Genomic DNA, 18,210 nt, shown 5'->3' on the forward strand with positions numbered 1-18,210 from the left:
CATGTGATTTCGATGTTTATTTGCTAAAATAGCTCTAGTAAAAAATTAGAAAGTGGAAGAAATGGAATATTTAGAATTAGCCCAAACACGCCATGCCGTCAAAAAGTTTGATAGGAAGAAAGTTCCTCTTGAAGAGATAAAAGACATTATTAAAACTGCTCGTTTAGCCCCTTCAGGCATTAATATACAAAGTTGGCACTTTGTCGTTATTGATTCAACTGAAGCCAAAGCCGCACTTTTAAAAGAAGTCAATCCTTCAAATCACGAGCAGATTGAAACAGCAGGTGGCTTGATCATGATTTTTGCGGACAGTCAATATGCTGATCGCCTTAAACTTATTAGCGAGCGTGGCAGTGAAGAACTTTCAAGCCTTGACATTGAACGCTTTACTCAACGCTATCAAGCTTATGTCAATAGTTTTGATGCTGAATATCTCAATACCTATATGTCTATGACAACTGGCCTTGTCACAATGAACTTGCTCTATGGTATCTATGATAAAGGTTATAAAGCCAATGTTGTCCTTGGCTATAAACGCACAGAAAAAATCAATGAGATTCTCAACGTCGATAAAAAATACCGTCCAGAACTCATCATCCCTTTTGGAACTTCTGAGGAAACTGGCCAACCAAGCTTTCGGTTGGGGCTTGAGGATATTATGGAAATTCGGTGATAAAAAATCTGCATTTAAGCAGATTTTTTATTTTGAGTTCAATATTTTTGAGAGTTTTATTGAAAACAAAAAACTCTAAGTCAATCTGACTTAGAGTTATAACTCGTGTGAAACGAGATTACATCATTTTGTTGTAGAATTCGACGATAAGTGCTTCGTTGATTTCTGTATTGATTTCATCGCGCTCTGGAAGACGAACGAGTGAACCTTCAAGTTTATCAGCATCGAATGATACGAAGTTTGGACGTCCTTTAGTTGCTTCAACAGCTTCAAGGATTGCAGGAACTTTCATAGATTTTTCACGAACTGAAATCACTTGACCAGGTGCTACACGGTATGATGGGATATCAACGCGTTTACCATCAACGAGGATGTGACCGTGGTTTACGAATTGACGTGCTTGACGACGTGTAGTTGCAAGACCAAGACGGAATACAACGTTATCCAAACGTTGTTCAAGCAAAGTCATGAAGTTGAAACCAAGAGTTCCTTCTTTAACACGTGTAGCTGCTACAAACAAGTTACGGAATTGACGTTCAGAAACACCGTAAGTGAAACGGAGTTTTTGTTTTTCAGCCAATTGCAAACCGTATTCAGAAAGTTTTGAACGGTTGTTAGGGCCGTGTTGACCAGGTACGTAGTTACGACGTGCAAGTTCTTTACCAGAACCTGTAAGTGAGATGCCGAGACGGCGTGATTGTTTCCAAGATGGACCAGTATAACGTGACATGTAAATGTCTCCTTCAAATTTTTTTTGAAGAATATTGACAGCCTCGAATTCGTGCATTTCACTTTCGCCTTACAGCTTCGGTTACTTCGTAACAAGGGAAATGTTGACGAGTTTTCTAGCTGACTGCTATATTCAACTTTACTATTTTAGCAAAATTATTAAAAACTGTCAACATGACTAGTGAATCATTTACAGTATTCTTCTTATTTAGATTTTACTTTAACAACTGCTGCAACACTATCGCTGCTTCGCTTCATTTTCGTCTGGTAATAAAACACAGGAATACCGGCAAGCGTAATAGCAATCCCAATCATCGCAAGAACGGGCTGCTGTGTAATAGTCGTCCACATGATAAACAAGGCACCCAACATTCCAATGACAGGAAGGACAGGGTAAAGTACAACCTTATATGGACGGTGCAAATTTGGCTCCTTTTTGCGGAGGATAAATACTGCAAGAATTAACAAGAAGGAGAAAAACCACATTACAAAGATGACCAGATTTGTCAGGATATCAAAGGAACCTGCTGCCATAAAGATGCAAACTAAACTCCCAACCAAGGCCGTTGAAACAAAGGGAATGGCATTTTTATTGAGTTTACTCAAGTGTTTTGAGAAAGGAAGTGAGTTTTCTAAAGCTAGAGCATAAGGCACACGAATTGCTGTCATTGTGTAGCCATTGAGCGTGCCATAAACAGAAACTAAAATCCCAATCGTTACGAGCTTACCACCATTTACACCAAATAATTTTTGTGCAGCATCTGAAGCTGTATTTGCATTTCCTGCAATCTGATCCAGAGGCAGAACTTTCAAAAACCCTAAGCTAATGGCAATATAAATAAATGAAATAACCAATAGACCGATGGTGATAACTTTCGACAAATGTTTTTGCGGATTTTTCATCTCACCGGCGATATTCCCTACATTCATCCAGCCGTCAAAGGCAAACAAACTCGCGACCAAAGCGCCACCAAGACCGGCAAAGAATCCGATATTTTGTCCCGCCTGAAGCGGAAACAACTGCACATCCACTTGCGAATTGGTTGTCAAACCAAAAATAATAATTAAAAAGATTGGGATTAATTTTAAAATCGAAGTCACTTGCTGAAAACGTGAAGTAAAACGTGAACCCAGTAGATTAATAGACATGATAGTTAAAATAGAGGCAATAGCGATAGGTAATAATAAGCCTTGAGGTAGGCCAAGTAAGTTCAGAACTTGTGTGGCAAAGATTATTCCTAGGGCTGCCATATTTCCAGGATTATAAATTAATACTTGTACCCAGCCAAAAAGAAAGCCCACTAGTTTTCCATAACTGCGCTCTAAATATTTTACAGCACCACCTGTTTCCGGAATGGCAGCAGCAAGTTCAGCAACACTGAGTCCAGCGCAAATCGATAAAATACCACCCACTGCCCAAGCAAGCAAAGTTAGCGAAGCAGATTGAGTTACTGCAACCATCGCAGCAATTTTGAAGAATACTCCTGCTCCAATAACCGTTCCGACAACGATAGATAAGGCTCCGAAAAAACCGACATCATTTTTCAAGTCTTTTTCCATATAATATCTTCCTTAAGTAATATATTCACTAATTTTTTTAGTGTTATGCACTATTATACTTCAAGTACTTCTACACACCTAACAATTTGCGGGACTTTAGGAGCTTGTTAAGCAAATGTAATTCTTTAGATGAATTAAAGAACAAAAAACTCAGCTACGAAAACTTCTCAGCAAACACAACTCAATGGCTGTCCGAAGACAACATCTTTTTATCCACTGCTATTTTTTCAAACCAATCTTACAGAAGACCATGAACAATCTCCTTAAAAATTAATACCAGTTTGTTGGGTTATACCAACAAGAAAATGTAGCAGAAGATCTTCCATAAGTAGTTGCAAGTGCCCATTGTTTAAATCCAGCATTTGCTACTTGACTTCTCGTACCTACTTTAGCTTTAGCACCATGTCTTTGATATCTAGAGCTGTAATGGTTAGAATGTCCTCTTTTCATTCTTCCCCAATCATAAAGGTCAGAAAAATATACCCATCTCCCTGAAGCATGATTAATAGCTGGTCTTGCTTTCTTATTGGTGTTAGACCCTAAATTACTTTCTACAATATTACCTTCAGGGTCAAAATGGATATATCCCTCAGAATCTGATGTGTGTGTGATATCCCCATATGGCTCTTGTTTGTCCGCAAAAGCCACTGAACCACCTAGGAAACCGCCGAACAGTCCAAAAGAAAGTACTAAAGTTGCTAAATATATCATTTTTTTCATATTTACCTCCAAAAATTTTTTATATACAATGTCGCTGTGTCTCCGATAATTTTAAAGCCGAGGATTGTTCATGATCTTGTGTAGGGTTGATTTAAAAAAAGAGTAGCGCAAAATTAAAGTTCTATGCTTTTATTCCCTTTCTTTGCCAGTTCCTCATCATGGGTGACAATGATTACTGCTTTCCCCTCTATTGATTGTTGAAATAAAATATCCGTAACGATATCTCTGTTGAGCGAATCTAAAGAACCTGTCGGTTCATCCGCTAAGATAAGTATGGATGGCTTTAAAATAATTCGCGCGAGTGCAACGCGCTGTTTTTCTCCTCCAGATAAACTGCTAATCATTGTGGATAGTTTTTTATTTAAATTGACCGCATTCAGTGCCTCCTTTTTTTGTTTTACTTTCTCTTTCCTACTTAATTTGCTATATTTTAAGCCTATTTCTAAATTAAAATTAATTGTTTCTTCTTCAACTAGACCGAAATCTTGAAATAAAAATGATATTTTATTTCTCTTGATTTTTAGTTTTTCTTTTCCTTTCAGCTCTGCCGCTTCAATACCTTCAAATAAATATTCTCCTGAACTTACCGTGTCGTTCATCCCTAGTATGTTTAACAGCGTCGTCTTTCCAGAACCACTGACACCTTTGATGGTAACAAAATCACCCTTATTTACAGTAAACGCATTGATTGAAAAAATGGGTTTATCCTGTATTTTTTTTTGGACATTAGATAGAGAGACTATTTCGTTTTTATTCATCACTTTCCCCTTTAAAGATTTAATTAGACTGTCTTTTTTCAACTCTAAACAAAGTCATACTGACTATAATGACATTGAGTACCATGGCCAGAAAGATATTAATAACAAATTCTTTGCTGATTTCAGACAAGAATGCAGCTATAGTTAAACCCATCATTAGTTCGAATAGCAGCAATAAAAAGACGGATGCATAAGTTTCAAAAAAGGAATAACCGTTTAGCCTTAGCAAATAAAATTTTTTATTATGATACTGGAAAAAATAGGCAGTGGTGAGTAAGCAAACAATGGAAAAGACAAATACAGTCAATAGGGAGCTGATTAATAAAGAGCTGAGCGAACCAGACAGGCTTTTTATTAGCGTAATCTCTGACTTTTCATAGGGGACAAAAGAAGGTAAATTATCTGTTAACTTGTTTTTCTCTAAAAGCCCGTTAAGCTTTTCACTTGCCTTCCCAGCTGTTTTTATTTTGATTGGCGGATACATAGCACCACTAAAAATATTCCTTTCCCAACTGTCGCTGTTTTTGAGTGTTAAAATATCTAAAATAGGATAGTCATCAATCCATGGCTTATTGGGAACAAAACTGTAGACAGGTTGTTTATCTTTGATATAGATAATCTCCGTTAATTTATCCTCAAATTGGAGTAAGTCTTTAAAATAGTATTCTTCTATCTTCTTTAAGTCATCACTTCCCTTGAATCTTTCGGGAATGAGTAATATCCTTTTTTCTTCACTTTCTTCTATAAGGACTCTCTGATTATTTTCATCTAAAATCTCGAATTTTTTTAAATAATTAGGGTTGAGTTGTATCTCTCTCCCAAATACTTCGTTCTCTTTTGTATTATAATGTTGTATACTTACCAGCAAGCTTCCCTTTTGGTTTAAATAGCGATAAATTTCCTCCTCTTCTTCTGCTCTAGAATCCTTGTCATAGGTAAATTCAAGTTGATTTTTTCCCACAACAACGGGGTAAAAAACATGATAGTTATCTTCACTTATTTTTTTAGGCACTTCACTATTAAAGGTGATATTGGAGGCTTGATACATAATCCTTGCTAAATCTAGGTGAGTTGCGACTAACATCATCAGAAAAATAAGTTTTATCGCTGTTGGCAATACGTTGATAAATAACTTTTCTCCTTTATTTTTACTCTCTTTTTTTCTCCGACCTAACTTCTCCACGACATAAACCAGCAGCATCAACCAAACATAACTCAAGGCTAGGAGGAGGCCAATATTGATCATAAAATTGACACAATAGATGCTTGAAATACGTCCTAATAAATAGGTAAGTAAAGCAATGGATGCAAAAATACAAGTTGCATACCCCTTGCCGATAAAGTTATTTATACTCGCTACGATAGAATAGCCATTTTGTCGTAAAATATGAATTTTTTTATGAACCGAAAAAATCCAAAAACTTAACATCACTATAAAAAAGGCTATGCCAATCTTTAAATAGCTTGAAATATTGTAAATGTCCCTACCCGATGATAATTCGTAATTTTCACTTTTTTCAAAATCTGCAAAATCTTTGTAAGTATAGTTCTCATCAAAAGCTTTGTTATAAGCATTTTTAATCTGTTCTACCGTATCTTTATATTTGTTTTTATCCTCTGTTTTTATAAAAACTTGCCACTCAAATTCATTTTTATTTTTTAAATTATCTATACCGTCTATAGTTAAGACTGATTTACTCAATGGAGGGCTGTACACGCTTTTTTGATGCATCTGAGGTGCATACAAGGTTATCTCTGCTTTTTCTAGAAACTTAAAATTGATCCCTTCTTTGATAAAGTACCCTTGGTCTACAACTTTATAGAGTGTAAATAATCCCTCCTGTTTTGAAATTTTTTCTATAATATCAATCGCACTGTCATTCTCTTTTTTATTCGTTATTTTTTTAGGTTTTTTTACAGGAGAATAACTATCCGTATATCTAAAAAAATCAGTTACTTTATCTCTTGAATATTGCTCTACCTGAAAAATAAACATTCCAAATAAAATGCTGAGTAGAAGAATAGCAAGATTAAATTTTAAAATTCTTTTTTTCAAAAAAGCCTCATTTCAGTTAGTACTTTTATTCTCAAGGTCTGTTTTCTACTATTTTTTGATCTATTCTGCAATGTTGACTTCACATCCTCCTATTCACAATAAATTTTATTCATGGCACACTATTATCCGTAAAAAAATATGAAATATAACAAAAAAATCAAAAAAACTTTTTAACTGCTACTTCTAGAATCGCAATGCTTCTTTGATATCTCCTATTTGCTTTAACGTATATAGTACGTCCTGATACTAGAGTGACAATATTAATGCTAACTTCAAAGCAAAATAAAAAAATAGACTCCAAGGAATCTATTCTTTAACTCGATGACATCAACCGCAATACAGGCTCAGTTTTCATTTCCAACAAAAAAACTCATCTACGAAAGATGAGTTAGGGTTAGTCGGTAATCGGGAAGACAGGATTCGAACCTGCGACACCTTGGTCCCAAACCAAGTACTCTACCAAGCTGAGCTACTTCCCGAAGGTATGAAAATTTTTTACAATAATAAAACGGGCAAGCCCGAATTAATTATTATGCACCCGGCAGGATTCGAACCTGCAACCGCCTGATTCGTAGTCAGGTACTCTATCCAGTTGAGCCACGGGTGCGTTTTTTAACTACTTGATTATTATAGCAAATCAAATTTGCGAATGCAAGAATAAACTCATAATTAAACAAAAAAAACCGAAATTATTCAGTTTTTTTATTCTAAAAGTAGCTGTGCGAATTAACGACTAAAGGTATTCCATGACAGTAAGAGAGCAGCCAATATAAAAATACTCAGTAATAAAATAAAATCATTTTTCGACCATTTGAGCTGACGATATTTACTGCGCCCATCGCCTCCTTGATAGCCTCGTGACTCCATGGCAACTGCTAAATCTTCTGCACGGCGGAAGCTCGAAACAAAGAGCGGAATCAATATCGGGATAATCGAGCGGACTTTTTGCAAGAGATTCCCTTCACCAAAATCCATACCTCTTGCCTTTTGGGCATTCATAATCATGGTTGTATCGTCCATCAATGTTGGAATAAAGCGAAGTGAAATCGAAAGCATAAGTCCTAATTCATGTACCGGTACCTTGATTTTCTTCAAAGGTGCTAAACCAGTTTCAATACCATCTGCCAAGGTTAGCGGCGGCGTGGTCAATGTGAGTACTGTTGACATAAAGATAATTAACACAAAGCGGAAGAAAATATAGAGTGCGTTAATTAAGCTCTCTGTTGATATTTTCAATATCCAAAATTGAAAAATAATATGTTCTCCAGGTGTAAACAGCATCTGAAAAATAACTGTAAATAAAATCAAGCCAATCATCGGTCTTAGACCTTTAAGGAAATAAGAAATAGAAATTCCTGATAAAAGGACACCAGCAAAAGTGTAAAGAATTAAGAGTAAATAGCCTAACCAGTCATGTGCAAAGAAAATCACGATAACAAAAATAAACATGACTAAAAGTTTGCTACGAGGATCCAGACGATGAATCAGCGAATTTCCAGGGATGTAACGTCCCATAAGCATATTTTGCATTCTACTTTTTCGCCTCCTTCAGCATTTGAATCAACTCTTGACGTTTGATAGGCAAGCGGTCAAAGACCACACCTCGCTGCTCTAACTTGACAGCAAATTCTGTTGTTTTAGGTACACCAAGCTCATGCTGCATCAAAAATTCAACATTTTGAAAAACGTCTTGAGGACTACCTGATGAAATAACACGTCCTTTTTCTAAGAGATATACCTTGTCTGCATATTCGGCCACGTCATCCATATTATGTGTGACCAAAACAACTGTCTGTCCTTCTTGATGCAGGTGACTAAAGAGCTCCATCATCTCGATACGGGCTTTGGGATCCAATCCAGCAGTGGGTTCATCAAGAACTAAAACTTTAGGTTCCATTGCTAAAATTCCCGCAATGGCAACACGGCGCATTTGTCCACCTGATAATTCAAAAGGCGATTTTTCAAAGTTTTTTTCTGCTAGACCGACAAGCTCGAGCTTTTCACGCGCAATTTTAAGCGCCTCTTCTTGCGAAACACCAAAGTTTTGTGGACCAAAAGCAACATCTTTCAAAACCGTTTCTTCAAAAAGCTGACTTTCTGGAAACTGGAAAACAACCCCCACCTTTTTACGTGCTGGCTTGATTTCTTTTTGTTTACTGCTGGCCTGAATGACAATATCATCAATATTGACCTTACCTTCTGTAGGTTGCAACAGGCCATTAAGATGTTGTAATAGTGTTGATTTCCCTGAACCTGTATGGCCAATAAGGGCAGTATAACTTCCTTCTGCCACCTCTAAATTGATGTCAAAGAGCGCTCGACTCGCAAAGGGAGTATTCGGTTGGTAAGTGAAATTTACCTTATCAAATTTAATCATTTTCTCAGTCTTTCTGCTAAGAGTTCTGCCAGTTCTTCTTCATTTAAATATTTTTCTGGCAAGTTAAAGTCCGCTCGTAAATCCTCGGCTAAGTTCGATGTGAAAGGCATATCTAAACCAATATTAATCATATCCTCACCAGAACCAAAAAGTTCCTCTGGCTTGGCGGATTTGATAATTTTACCCGCACGCATGACCAATACACGATCAGACAGGGTAGCTTCATCAAGGTCATGAGTAATCGAGAGCACTGTAAGATTATATTCTGCCTTAATTTCACGGATAACGCGCATGATTTCAGCACGTCCTGTCGGATCAAGCATGGAAGTTGCCTCATCAAGAATAATAATTTCTGGACGCAATGCGATAATCCCTGCAATAGCAACACGCTGTTTTTGTCCACCAGATAATCGTGCAGGTTCCTTGCCTTTAAACTCTAGCATATTGACTTGTTTTAAAGCCTGGTCCACACGCAAAATCATCTCTTCACGAGGAATACCCTGATTTTCCATTCCAAATGCGACGTCGTCCTCAACAGTTGCTCCAACAAATTGATTGTCAGGGTTTTGGAAAACCATTCCTATTTTTTGACGAAGTGCCCAAACGTTCTCTGAACTTAAAATTTGTCCGTCAATTTTTATATTTCCAGATACATTTTCAAGTAAACCGTCAATAGCACGAGCTGTGGTTGACTTTCCTGAACCATTTTGACCAATGATAGAAACCCACTCTCCTGCTTGGACAGCAAAAGATACCCCATCTAAAGTGGGCGCTTCTTGATCTTCTTCATATTTGAAAGTTAGATTTTCTACTTCGAGGATTTTATTCATAAAACTAATTATACCAAATGACTTGCATTTTCGCTATCTCTCATTTTTGCAAAAAAGCCCTGATGTCAGGGCTTAAACATTTTTGCAAAATCAACTTCCTCTTCAGTAACTTTAAAGTCCTTCAGAGCCGATTTTAAGGCAAGATTTTTTGCTTTCTTGGGTAGCTGGTACTTTTCTTCAGAATTGTTCGTAGAAGGATTAGCCAACTTTTGTTGCGGACTTTTTTTTCTTGGCATTTTTGGCTTCATAGTTTTTTCGGACAACTTTATTTCTGGAAAGGCAAGCTTAAGCTTTTCAATAATCTTTTCTACACCGAAATTACTGCCTATCCAGAAAGGTGTATCACTCGCTTTTGCTGCTTCTTTTGCAAATCGAACTGAAGCATGAGCGACATTGAGGTTCCGAATCATCACAAAGTCAGCTTGCGCAACTAATTGGTCAATTTCGGAACGCCTAGGTTTTTTCTTGTCAAAACCGAGAAAGCCAACTTCTACAGCTGCTAGTCCTGCACGTAAGTCATGCCAATAGCCTGATTCACAAATTACTAACACAGTTTTCATATTAGCTTTTCCTTATGAATTTGTTCTACAGCTGCTTTACCGTCATTGAGTTTTTCCCAGATGACTACTCGATGCTCAGCGAGGGACTTTTTCACATCAATAATTCGTTGATTTGAAGAGCCTCTAAATTGGAGCAATAAGTTTTTCTTACTGAGTTTAAAGCGACCGTCAACAAGTATATCAATATTTCGCAAAAGCTCAAGTTTGGTTTCATCCTCTTGTAGAAGCTCTTCCCAAGTATAACCCGTCCAAGACCAAATATCCTTTTCAGGAAGTTCTGCGCGTATACGTTTGACAAGCGGTAAAGCAACGCCAGTATTGAGGAAAGGCTCACCACCAAGTAATGTCAATCCCTGAACATAAGACTGGCTCAAGTCAGTCATGATTCTTTCTTCTAATTCTTTTGTATATGGACTACCGTAACGGAAATTCCAAGTTGCTTGATTATAGCATCCTTCGCAGTGGAATTTACAGCCGGATAAGTAAAGCGAGCAACGTACACCTTCACCATCAACAAAATTGAAAGGCTTATAATCTGAAACATAGCCCTGTTCCAAATCCGCAGCAAGCCACTCTTGTGGTTTTGGATTATTCATCTGCCATTACTCCTATCTCTATTTTATCTAAAATTTCACAATTCATCCTCTTAATCACAATGAAGAGGATATCATGCAGACAAGCCGGATAAAGCTTGACGTTCCTCATTAGACCCTTTAGGGGCAATGAGAGTAGCGTATCAAAAAATGAGCAATTTCTTCCGAAACTACTCATTCTATTATACTACTTTTTAGACTAAATCATTTGATTTTTTTTGCTCACGACGCGCAATAAATGGAAGGAGCATTCCTAAAAGAATTAAGACAACTGGGGTCAAAATGTTCGAAGTCAATTGGAACCACCAAGCCGAAGGGTCGGCAGCAAAATCAACTTTTGGTACCATACCAAGGACACATGCTACTAAAGTGAACAAGAAACACCAGATACCAGCAAACATCGCCAAGCGTTTTTGCTTGATAAATTTGTATTCAGAAGTAAAGTGTTTGATCGCACGATTAAGCATGATAAAGGCGAAGAATACCCACATGTAGCGCATTGGCATCACCACTGAGTTTAAGTTTGTCAGCCATTTGACCAATTCGTTCATGTTTCCTATTCCAAGCAAAGGCATCAAAATAACGATACTTACCAAAATTCCTGTCAATACGAAACCATTGATCAGTGTTCCTTTGGCAGTCGTTTTACGTAGCCAAGCTGGAACAAATTGTGGATCTGCATCCGCAAGCAAAATACGCAATGGCGCATCTATTGAAAAGGCAAGCGCAGCAATTTGACCGATACCTTGTGTAAAGGCATAAACATACATCAGGCTATTGCCAATACCATAGTGTTCGCCAAGCATTTGAAAGGCAGCATAGGCACCATTGGCCATGAGGTCATCAGGCAAGTTACCACTTGTAAAGAGCATACCCATCGCAACTGAGCCAAGAACGGCACAGACACCGACCATTGCAGCAAGCATAAACATTGCTTTTGGAAACTCACGTGCAGGACTCTTCATTTGGTTGACATAAGGTGAAATTTTTTCTGCCCCACCAACCGCAAAGACCAGCATAGAGATTGTTGTGAAGTAACTGAAGTCGAATTTAGGGATATATGTGTTGATATTTCCCATATCTGGCGTTGCGATTGCAAAGTCTTTTGCAATAAAAGGAACGCTGACAGCCATCACGATAAAGAGCAAGCTCATGACAAACATTGCTGTTCCTGCAAGTCCCCCAATAACTTTAAGCGTGTTTAAACCTTTTGTTGCGAGCCAGAGGAAGAGAAGGAAAATAATCAATGAAATGATGGCAACCATCGGAACAGACATCAAACTTACAAGCTGTCCATCTCCACGACCAATCCAACCAAAGGCAATCAAAATAGCTTGAGGTTTTTGGGCCAGATAAGGGATATGCACAACCCAATATGTCCAGGCTGCATAGTAGGCAAGACGTTTTGTTGAAGTTTGTTCAACCCACGAACTTACGCCTCCTTTACTGTCTTTAAAAGTTGAGCCTAACTGCCCAACAATAAGTGCATAAGGTACAAAGTAAAGCGCCAAAATCAAAATCCATGAGGTAACAACTGTGATCCCTTGCTGGGCGAAGTTATTGACCACATTTCCCATGCCCCAAACCATGTTGAAGGCGATAAATGCGACGGTAAACCATCTAATTTTTTTAGTGTCCATATTACTCCTTAAAATTTTTTATCACTCTGCGGACAAGACAAAGTAATTTTTTACGCGCCTTTTACAAATATAAAAAAGCGGTTGCATTAAAATTATAAAATAAAACTTAAACACTGTCAATATTATTCTTGAATTTTCACTAAAATTTAAAATTTGTCCCTGCTTTTTTATCTTTTCATAAAAAAAATGAATCCTAAGATTCACTTTTTACTTTATTTTACAAACTTACTCTTTGCATGATCTACAGCTTCACTGTCAATGCTCTCGCCATCTTCAAGAACACCTACAGAGCCATTCATATGTTTGACACGCGCTGATATTTCTTTATGACGACCATGAACCATAGGGCGAGCTTGAGGGTTACCTAGGTAACCACATGTTCGTTTTACCACATCACATGTTTGTGGGTTAGCATTGTCACATTGGGGACATTTAAAGCCACGCTCAGTCGCAGTAAAGTCTCCTTCGAAACCACACTCATAACAATGGTCAATCGGTGCATTTGTTCCCAAATAGCCGATACGATCATAAGCAAAGTCCCAAACGGCTTCAAGTGCACGAGGATTTTGTTGAATCATTGGATATTCCGCATAGTGGATAAAACCTCCGTTGGCATAAACGGGATAATCTTTTTCAAATTCCAATTTTTCAAATGGAGTTGGATTTTTACGCACATCATAATGGAAGCTGTTCGTATAGTAATCTTTATCGGTGATATCCGCAACAGAACCAAATTTCTCCTTATCCATACGACAGAAACGGTCTGTCAGACTTTCACTTGGTGTAGAGTAAACAGAGAAATGATAACCGGTTTCTTTACTCCAGTCTTTACAATCTTGGTTCATACGTTTTACGATTTCCAAAGTAAAGTCTTTTGCTTCCTTGTTATTTTCCCACGTTGGTCCATAGAAACTTGTTGCAACTTCATAAAGGCCGATATAGCCAAGGGAAACTGTTGCACGTTCATTTTTATAAAGCTCATCGACTGAATCTTCAGCTTTCAAGCGACCCAAGGCCCCATTCATAAAGAGTATAGGGGCATTTTTGGGTTGGGCTTCTTTTGTACGATTAACACGGAAAACCAAAGCATCCTTAGCAATGGCAATGCGTTCATTAAAAATTTCCCAAAACTTTTCTTTATCGCCTGCCGCTTCAAGTGCAATACGTGGAAGGTTTACCGTTACTACTCCGAGGTTATTACGGCCAGCAGTTACTTCATTGCCCTTTTCATCTTTCCAACCATGAAGGAAGCTACGGCATCCCATACTTGCTTTAAATGAACCTGTTAACTCGACAATCTTGTCATAAGACAAGATATCTGGATACATACGTTTTGTGGCACACTCTAGTGCCAAGTTTTTAATATCATAGTTTGGCGTACCGACTTCAAGATTCAAACCACGCTTCAAGGTGAAAATTAATTTAGGGAAAATAGCTGTACGATGCTCTTTTCCTAAACCTCCGATACGGACTTTCAGGATAGCTTTTTGGATTTCACGTGCATACCAGTCTTCTCCTAAACCAAAACCAACTGTAACAAAAGGCGTTTGCCCATTTGAAGTAAAAAGCGTATTGATTTCATATTCCAAAGATTGCATCGCATCATAGATATCTTTTTTAGTTTTTGCTTGAGCATAGGCTTCACGTTTTTCCGGTTGCTCAATCCACTCTTCCGCATCTTTTAAATGCTTCGCATAGTTTAATTTTGCATAAGGTGCTAAAATTTCATCAGCACGGTCAAATGAACAGCCGCCGTATTGTGAGCTAGCTACATTTGCAATAATTTGTGAAGCTTGAGCAGTTGCTGTTTGAATGGACTTAGGTGAGTCTACTTGAGCATTCCCTAATTTAAAGCCATTTTCAAACATATTTTTAAAGTCAATCAAACAACAGTTTGACATCGTTGTGAAGGGAGAATAATCTAAGTCATGATAATGAATTTCCCCTTTTTGGTGGGCATTCGCTACATGAGGAGGAAGCATCTTTAAACCAATGGCTTTAGAAACAGCACCTGCAGTTAAGTCACGCTGTGTATTGAAAACATCGCTATCCTTGTTGGCATTCTCATTGACAACCGTTTGGTCCTTGTTGATCAATTTTTCGATGGTAAAGTTAATGTCTGTTGCCTTACTTCTTTCAAGATCACGTTGTGTGCGATAAGTTGTGTAAACTTCCGCCCACTTTGTTTCACCAAGTTCCATCAACAGATGTTCCACAATACTTTGAATTTCATAAATCTTAACATTATCCGTAAAACGTGTGAATATTTCGTGTACTACACGATCGCAGATTTCTGCTATACGCTCCTCTGAAGCCGGAGGTAGTATTTCGTCCCCGGCTTTTTGCAACGCCTCAAAAATTTTGCTGCTGTCAAACTTTACGGAGCGACCATCACGCTTAATCACACTGATTTCTCGATCTGTTACAACAGTGCTTTCCTCAACCATTTTCATTGTTTCGTTCCCCCATTTTTTAATTCCTTGTGCTTCTATTCTATCAAATAAATTTTTCTTTTTCCACTATATCTAGTATCATTTTTTATGAAAACAAAAGAAAGCACACTATATATAGTGTCGAGGCCCAAAATAAAAAAAGAGCTATTTTTGCTCTTTTTTAGTCATTAATCACATTAATTTGACAAGATTTCATTGTTTCTAAAGCTGCACGATGACTTTCTGGAGTTACACCCGCACAACATGAGGCATCAACAGTAATTTTTACTTCTGGAGCAAATGACTTAATCAATAAAGCATTTGAAACCACACATATATCTGTACAGATACCAATGAGTTCCACTTGCTCCACATTCTCATTGCGGATATATTCTGCAAGCTCTACTGAACCAAAAATATTTTTTTCGAACACACGTTGAAAGCCAACTTGTGCTTCCTTACGTATTTCCCAACCCTTAGTACCTTTTTGACAGTGAATTACTGGCAAGTTTTGTCCTTCTTGAGTTGTTAGGTAATCTTCAAAGTGTGTATCTTGTGTAGCAAGTCGTTCATTTTCAGCGTAAGACACCAACTTCTCGATAACCTTTGGAACAATGGCTTGCGCTTCTTTTGTGCCCAAAGAACCATCTATAAAATCATTTTGAAAGTCAATCAATACCAGTAATTTTTTCATAAGCAAATTATAGCAAATTTACTTTAAAAAGCAAATGCTGATAAAAAATAAGCTCTCCTTCCAGCTCCAAAAGAAAAACTCCATACTCGGAGTTTTTTTCTATATTAACGATGGTACTTCTTGTCTAGATGGTTGTATACAGGAAGACCAATTAAGGTAAAGACAACACCAACCAAGGCTGGAACTTGGTTACTCATATAGTCTGAACTAATCAAGGTCATGACTAAGATGAAGACACCACCAATGATTGCAATAATTGGAATAACTGGATAAAGTGGTACTTTATATGGACGGACTAATTCTGGTTCGCGCTTACGTAAGATAAAGACCGTTATGAAAACCATAGTGTAGAAAATCCAAATTACAAAGACCAACATATTTGTTAAGAAATCAAAAGCATCGCTTGAAAGCATTGTTACAACTAACATGATTGCTGCAATTGCAACTTGCAGAATACCTGAGTTTACGGGCACGCCGCTCGCTGAAAGCTTTTTAAACGTTCTCCAGAAAGGGAAAGATTTCTCTGTTGCCAAAGCGTATGATGCACGCATTCCTGTCATTGAATAACCATTAATTGTACCGTAAACAGAAATTAAGATACCAATTGTGACAAGTTTACCTCCCATACCACCAAAAATTGTATTGGCAACAATAGCAGGGAGATTCGGATCATTTTCCATCAAGGTTGGAATACCTAAAGTACGAATATAAGCTGCATTGATAAAGACATATACAAACATGATAGCAACAATACCAAGAATAATCGCACGAGGCAAATGTTTAGCAGGGTTTTTCATTTCACCGGCAATATTACCAGCATAAATCCAACCGTCATAGGCAAACATAGTTGCTAAAAGACCTGAACCAATTGCAGACGCCAAGGATAAGTTTTCTCCTGCTGTAATAGGAAGCAATTGGAAATCAACACCACCAGGACGAAGTAACCCAACAACAACAATCAAGGCAATCGGAATTAACTTAATCACTGTTGTAACGGACTGAAGGCCTCCCGCAGCTTTAGAACTAATGAAGTTAATTAAGGTAACTGTAATTGCTGCAATTACACCGACTATTGCAGTGTTAGCTGCGCTCACATTCATCCCAAACAAATTTAAAAATTGTGTACCAAATACAACAGAGAGTGCTGCAATATTTGCAGGGAAATAGATAATAGACTGTGCCCAACCTAAGAGAAATGACCAACGTTTACCAAAACCACGTTGAATATAGCGAATCATCCCACCTGTTTCAGGGATAGCAGCAGCAAGTTCTGCAGCAGTTAATCCCCCACAAATTGAAATGATACCACCAAGTATCCAAACCAATATGTGCAATCCTGGTTGGCCTGTGAGTTCCGCAACTCGTCCAGCCTTGAAGAATACACCTGCACCAATAACCGTACCCATTACTGTTGTAAGGGCAGGGAAGAAACCAAGCGTTCGCTTCATTTCATTTTTTTGTTCCATAAGAGCTCCTCTTTCAAAGATAAATTTTTGATAAGATTAATAATAACAATGCTGACTCCTAACATCAGCATTAGAGAGTAATCTTGTAACCGATTACTCTCTTATTTTAACATAATTTTAGATTTTGTGATGGGATGAACTTAGTTTTTAGCCTTTTAATTTTTCTGTAAGTTTTTCAAGCATTTCTTTCGTCATTGCATCTAAATCATATTTAGGATTGAAGCCCCATTCTTCTTTGGCACAAGTTGCATCTATAGAGTTTGGCCAGCTGTCTGCAATACCTTGACGGACTGGATCTACATCATAATCCATTGTAAAGTCTGGCATGAATTTTTTGATTGACGCAGCAATTTCTTCAGGCTCAAAACTCATCGCAGTAATATTAAAAGCGTTACGGTTTACTAATTTGTCTGCAGGGGCATTCATCAAGTCAACAATAGCATCGATAGCATCAGGCATGTACATCATATCCATCTTTGTTCCTTCAGCGATAAAGCTTGAGTAATGACCATTTTTAATTGCCTCGTAATAAATATCTACAGCATAGTCTGTCGTTCCTCCACCAGGCAATGTTTTATAAGAAATCAAACCTGGGAAACGTACACCACGTGTATCAACACCAAATTTAGTGTAGTAGTAATCACAAAGCAATTCCATAGAAACTTTAGTCACACCGTACATTGTATTCGGACGTTGAATAGTTACTTGAGGTGTGTTGTCCATTGGAGTGCTTGGTCCAAAGGCAGCAATAGATGATGGTGAGAAGTATTGGAGGTTAAGTTCACGCGCTGTTTCTAAGGCATTAACCAAACCACCCATATTCAAATTCCAAGCAAATTGTGGCTTTGCTTCTGCAACAGCTGAAAGAAGTGAAGCCAAGTGGATAATTGTATCCACACCATTATCTTTAGCAATTGCCATCATTTTGTCACGGTCCATGACGTCCAAAATTTCAAAATGGCCGTCAGTCACAACTGGATTACCTTCAACTTCACGTACATCTGTTGCGATAACATTATCAACCCCAAGATCTTTCCGAAGACGTTCTGTTAATTCTGATCCGATTTGTCCGAGTGCGCCTGTGATGAGTACTTTTTTCATTATATTTTCTCCAATATATTT

The 18,210-nt window shown here is 37.7% G+C and carries 16 protein-coding genes and 2 tRNA genes; 1 reads left to right on the forward strand and 17 read right to left on the reverse strand.

Annotation, left to right across the window (positions count from 1 at the left end; genetic code table 11):
• Positions 1 to 61: 61 nt before the first annotated feature.
• Complete coding sequence (locus tag J0J33_RS01350) at positions 62 to 673, forward strand: nitroreductase family protein (RefSeq protein ID WP_206888082.1); 612 nt, start codon at positions 62 to 64, stop codon at positions 671 to 673.
• 118 nt (positions 674 to 791) lie between these two features.
• Here J0J33_RS01350 and rpsD read toward each other — a convergent pair whose 3' ends face one another.
• The 17 genes from rpsD to J0J33_RS01435 all read right to left on the reverse strand — a co-directional run bounded on the left by rpsD (position 792) and on the right by J0J33_RS01435 (position 18,189).
• A complete protein-coding gene (rpsD, locus tag J0J33_RS01355; protein ID WP_003133217.1) occupies positions 792 to 1,403 on the reverse strand; it encodes a 30S ribosomal protein S4 in 612 nt (203 codons plus the stop codon).
• A gap of 203 nt (positions 1,404 to 1,606) precedes the next feature.
• The gene (locus J0J33_RS01360) at positions 1,607 to 2,962 is read right to left on the reverse strand and encodes an APC family permease (RefSeq protein WP_206921752.1); all 1,356 of its coding nucleotides are present in this window, start codon (positions 2,960 to 2,962) and stop codon (positions 1,607 to 1,609) included.
• Between the two features lie 270 nt (positions 2,963 to 3,232).
• On the reverse strand, positions 3,233 to 3,682 hold the full coding sequence (locus J0J33_RS01365) for a hypothetical protein (protein WP_019293660.1): 450 nt from the start codon (positions 3,680 to 3,682) through the stop codon (positions 3,233 to 3,235).
• A 113-nt stretch (positions 3,683 to 3,795) separates the two neighbouring features.
• Positions 3,796 to 4,440, reverse strand: a complete 645-nt coding sequence (locus J0J33_RS01370) for an ATP-binding cassette domain-containing protein (RefSeq protein WP_206888088.1) — start codon at positions 4,438 to 4,440, stop codon at positions 3,796 to 3,798.
• Positions 4,441 to 4,459: 19 nt separating this feature from the next.
• A complete protein-coding gene (locus J0J33_RS01375) occupies positions 4,460 to 6,496 on the reverse strand; it encodes a DUF1430 domain-containing protein (RefSeq protein WP_206888090.1) in 2,037 nt (678 codons plus the stop codon).
• 405 nt (positions 6,497 to 6,901) lie between these two features.
• Positions 6,902 to 6,975 (reverse strand) — tRNA-Pro (locus J0J33_RS01380).
• A 54-nt stretch (positions 6,976 to 7,029) separates the two neighbouring features.
• Positions 7,030 to 7,103, reverse strand: a tRNA-Arg gene (locus J0J33_RS01385).
• 119 nt (positions 7,104 to 7,222) lie between these two features.
• A complete protein-coding gene (locus J0J33_RS01390) occupies positions 7,223 to 8,026 on the reverse strand; it encodes an energy-coupling factor transporter transmembrane protein EcfT (protein ID WP_019292582.1) in 804 nt (267 codons plus the stop codon).
• 1 nt (position 8,027) lies between these two features.
• On the reverse strand, positions 8,028 to 8,873 hold the full coding sequence (locus J0J33_RS01395; RefSeq protein WP_019292583.1) for an energy-coupling factor ABC transporter ATP-binding protein: 846 nt from the start codon (positions 8,871 to 8,873) through the stop codon (positions 8,028 to 8,030).
• Entirely contained in the window at positions 8,870 to 9,703 is an 834-nt protein-coding gene (locus tag J0J33_RS01400) for an energy-coupling factor ABC transporter ATP-binding protein (RefSeq protein WP_019292584.1), read from the reverse strand. Before J0J33_RS01400 ends, J0J33_RS01395 begins: the two co-directional genes overlap by 4 nt.
• 65 nt (positions 9,704 to 9,768) lie before the next feature.
• Positions 9,769 to 10,263, reverse strand: a complete 495-nt coding sequence (locus tag J0J33_RS01405; RefSeq protein ID WP_165720179.1) for a DUF2325 domain-containing protein — start codon at positions 10,261 to 10,263, stop codon at positions 9,769 to 9,771.
• On the reverse strand, positions 10,260 to 10,859 hold the full coding sequence (gene nrdG / locus J0J33_RS01410; RefSeq protein ID WP_019293663.1) for an anaerobic ribonucleoside-triphosphate reductase activating protein: 600 nt from the start codon (positions 10,857 to 10,859) through the stop codon (positions 10,260 to 10,262). The genes J0J33_RS01405 and nrdG overlap by 4 nt, the downstream gene beginning before the upstream one ends.
• 191 nt (positions 10,860 to 11,050) lie before the next feature.
• Complete coding sequence (locus J0J33_RS01415; RefSeq protein WP_019293665.1) at positions 11,051 to 12,496, reverse strand: APC family permease; 1,446 nt, start codon at positions 12,494 to 12,496, stop codon at positions 11,051 to 11,053.
• A 212-nt stretch (positions 12,497 to 12,708) separates the two neighbouring features.
• The gene (nrdD, locus tag J0J33_RS01420) at positions 12,709 to 14,949 is read right to left on the reverse strand and encodes an anaerobic ribonucleoside-triphosphate reductase (RefSeq protein ID WP_117517038.1); all 2,241 of its coding nucleotides are present in this window, start codon (positions 14,947 to 14,949) and stop codon (positions 12,709 to 12,711) included.
• A gap of 160 nt (positions 14,950 to 15,109) precedes the next feature.
• A complete protein-coding gene (locus tag J0J33_RS01425) occupies positions 15,110 to 15,622 on the reverse strand; it encodes a cysteine hydrolase family protein (protein ID WP_206888096.1) in 513 nt (170 codons plus the stop codon).
• A 104-nt stretch (positions 15,623 to 15,726) separates the two neighbouring features.
• Positions 15,727 to 17,088 (reverse strand): APC family permease, encoded by a 1,362-nt coding sequence (locus J0J33_RS01430; RefSeq protein ID WP_019291515.1) that lies wholly within the window; start codon positions 17,086 to 17,088, stop codon positions 15,727 to 15,729.
• Between the two features lie 147 nt (positions 17,089 to 17,235).
• Complete coding sequence (locus tag J0J33_RS01435) at positions 17,236 to 18,189, reverse strand: L-threonine 3-dehydrogenase (RefSeq protein ID WP_019291514.1); 954 nt, start codon at positions 18,187 to 18,189, stop codon at positions 17,236 to 17,238.
• Positions 18,190 to 18,210 lie beyond the last annotated feature (21 nt).

This window comes from Lactococcus sp. LG1267, from assembly GCF_017309545.1.
Lineage (GTDB): Bacteria > Bacillota > Bacilli > Lactobacillales > Streptococcaceae > Lactococcus > Lactococcus petauri.

Bases quoted from the DNA above. Each gene is read 5' to 3' on its own strand.
- J0J33_RS01435 (WP_019291514.1), bottom strand. From the start codon at position 18,189: ATGAAAAAAGTACTCATCACAGGCGCACTCGGACAAATCGGATCAGAA.
- J0J33_RS01350 (WP_206888082.1), top strand. From the start codon at position 62: ATGGAATATTTAGAATTAGCCCAAACACGCCATGCCGTCAAAAAGTTT.
- J0J33_RS01390 (WP_019292582.1), bottom strand. From the start codon at position 8,026: ATGCAAAATATGCTTATGGGACGTTACATCCCTGGAAATTCGCTGATT.
- nrdD (WP_117517038.1), bottom strand. From the start codon at position 14,949: ATGAAAATGGTTGAGGAAAGCACTGTTGTAACAGATCGAGAAATCAGT.
- J0J33_RS01360 (WP_206921752.1), bottom strand. From the start codon at position 2,962: ATGGAAAAAGACTTGAAAAATGATGTCGGTTTTTTCGGAGCCTTATCT.
- J0J33_RS01400 (WP_019292584.1), bottom strand. From the start codon at position 9,703: ATGAATAAAATCCTCGAAGTAGAAAATCTAACTTTCAAATATGAAGAA.
- J0J33_RS01395 (WP_019292583.1), bottom strand. From the start codon at position 8,873: ATGATTAAATTTGATAAGGTAAATTTCACTTACCAACCGAATACTCCC.
- J0J33_RS01370 (WP_206888088.1), bottom strand. From the start codon at position 4,440: ATGAATAAAAACGAAATAGTCTCTCTATCTAATGTCCAAAAAAAAATA.
- rpsD (WP_003133217.1), bottom strand. From the start codon at position 1,403: ATGTCACGTTATACTGGTCCATCTTGGAAACAATCACGCCGTCTCGGC.
- J0J33_RS01405 (WP_165720179.1), bottom strand. From the start codon at position 10,263: ATGAAAACTGTGTTAGTAATTTGTGAATCAGGCTATTGGCATGACTTA.
- J0J33_RS01365 (WP_019293660.1), bottom strand. From the start codon at position 3,682: ATGAAAAAAATGATATATTTAGCAACTTTAGTACTTTCTTTTGGACTG.
- J0J33_RS01415 (WP_019293665.1), bottom strand. From the start codon at position 12,496: ATGGACACTAAAAAAATTAGATGGTTTACCGTCGCATTTATCGCCTTC.
- J0J33_RS01425 (WP_206888096.1), bottom strand. From the start codon at position 15,622: ATGAAAAAATTACTGGTATTGATTGACTTTCAAAATGATTTTATAGAT.
- J0J33_RS01430 (WP_019291515.1), bottom strand. From the start codon at position 17,088: ATGGAACAAAAAAATGAAATGAAGCGAACGCTTGGTTTCTTCCCTGCC.
- nrdG (WP_019293663.1), bottom strand. From the start codon at position 10,859: ATGAATAATCCAAAACCACAAGAGTGGCTTGCTGCGGATTTGGAACAG.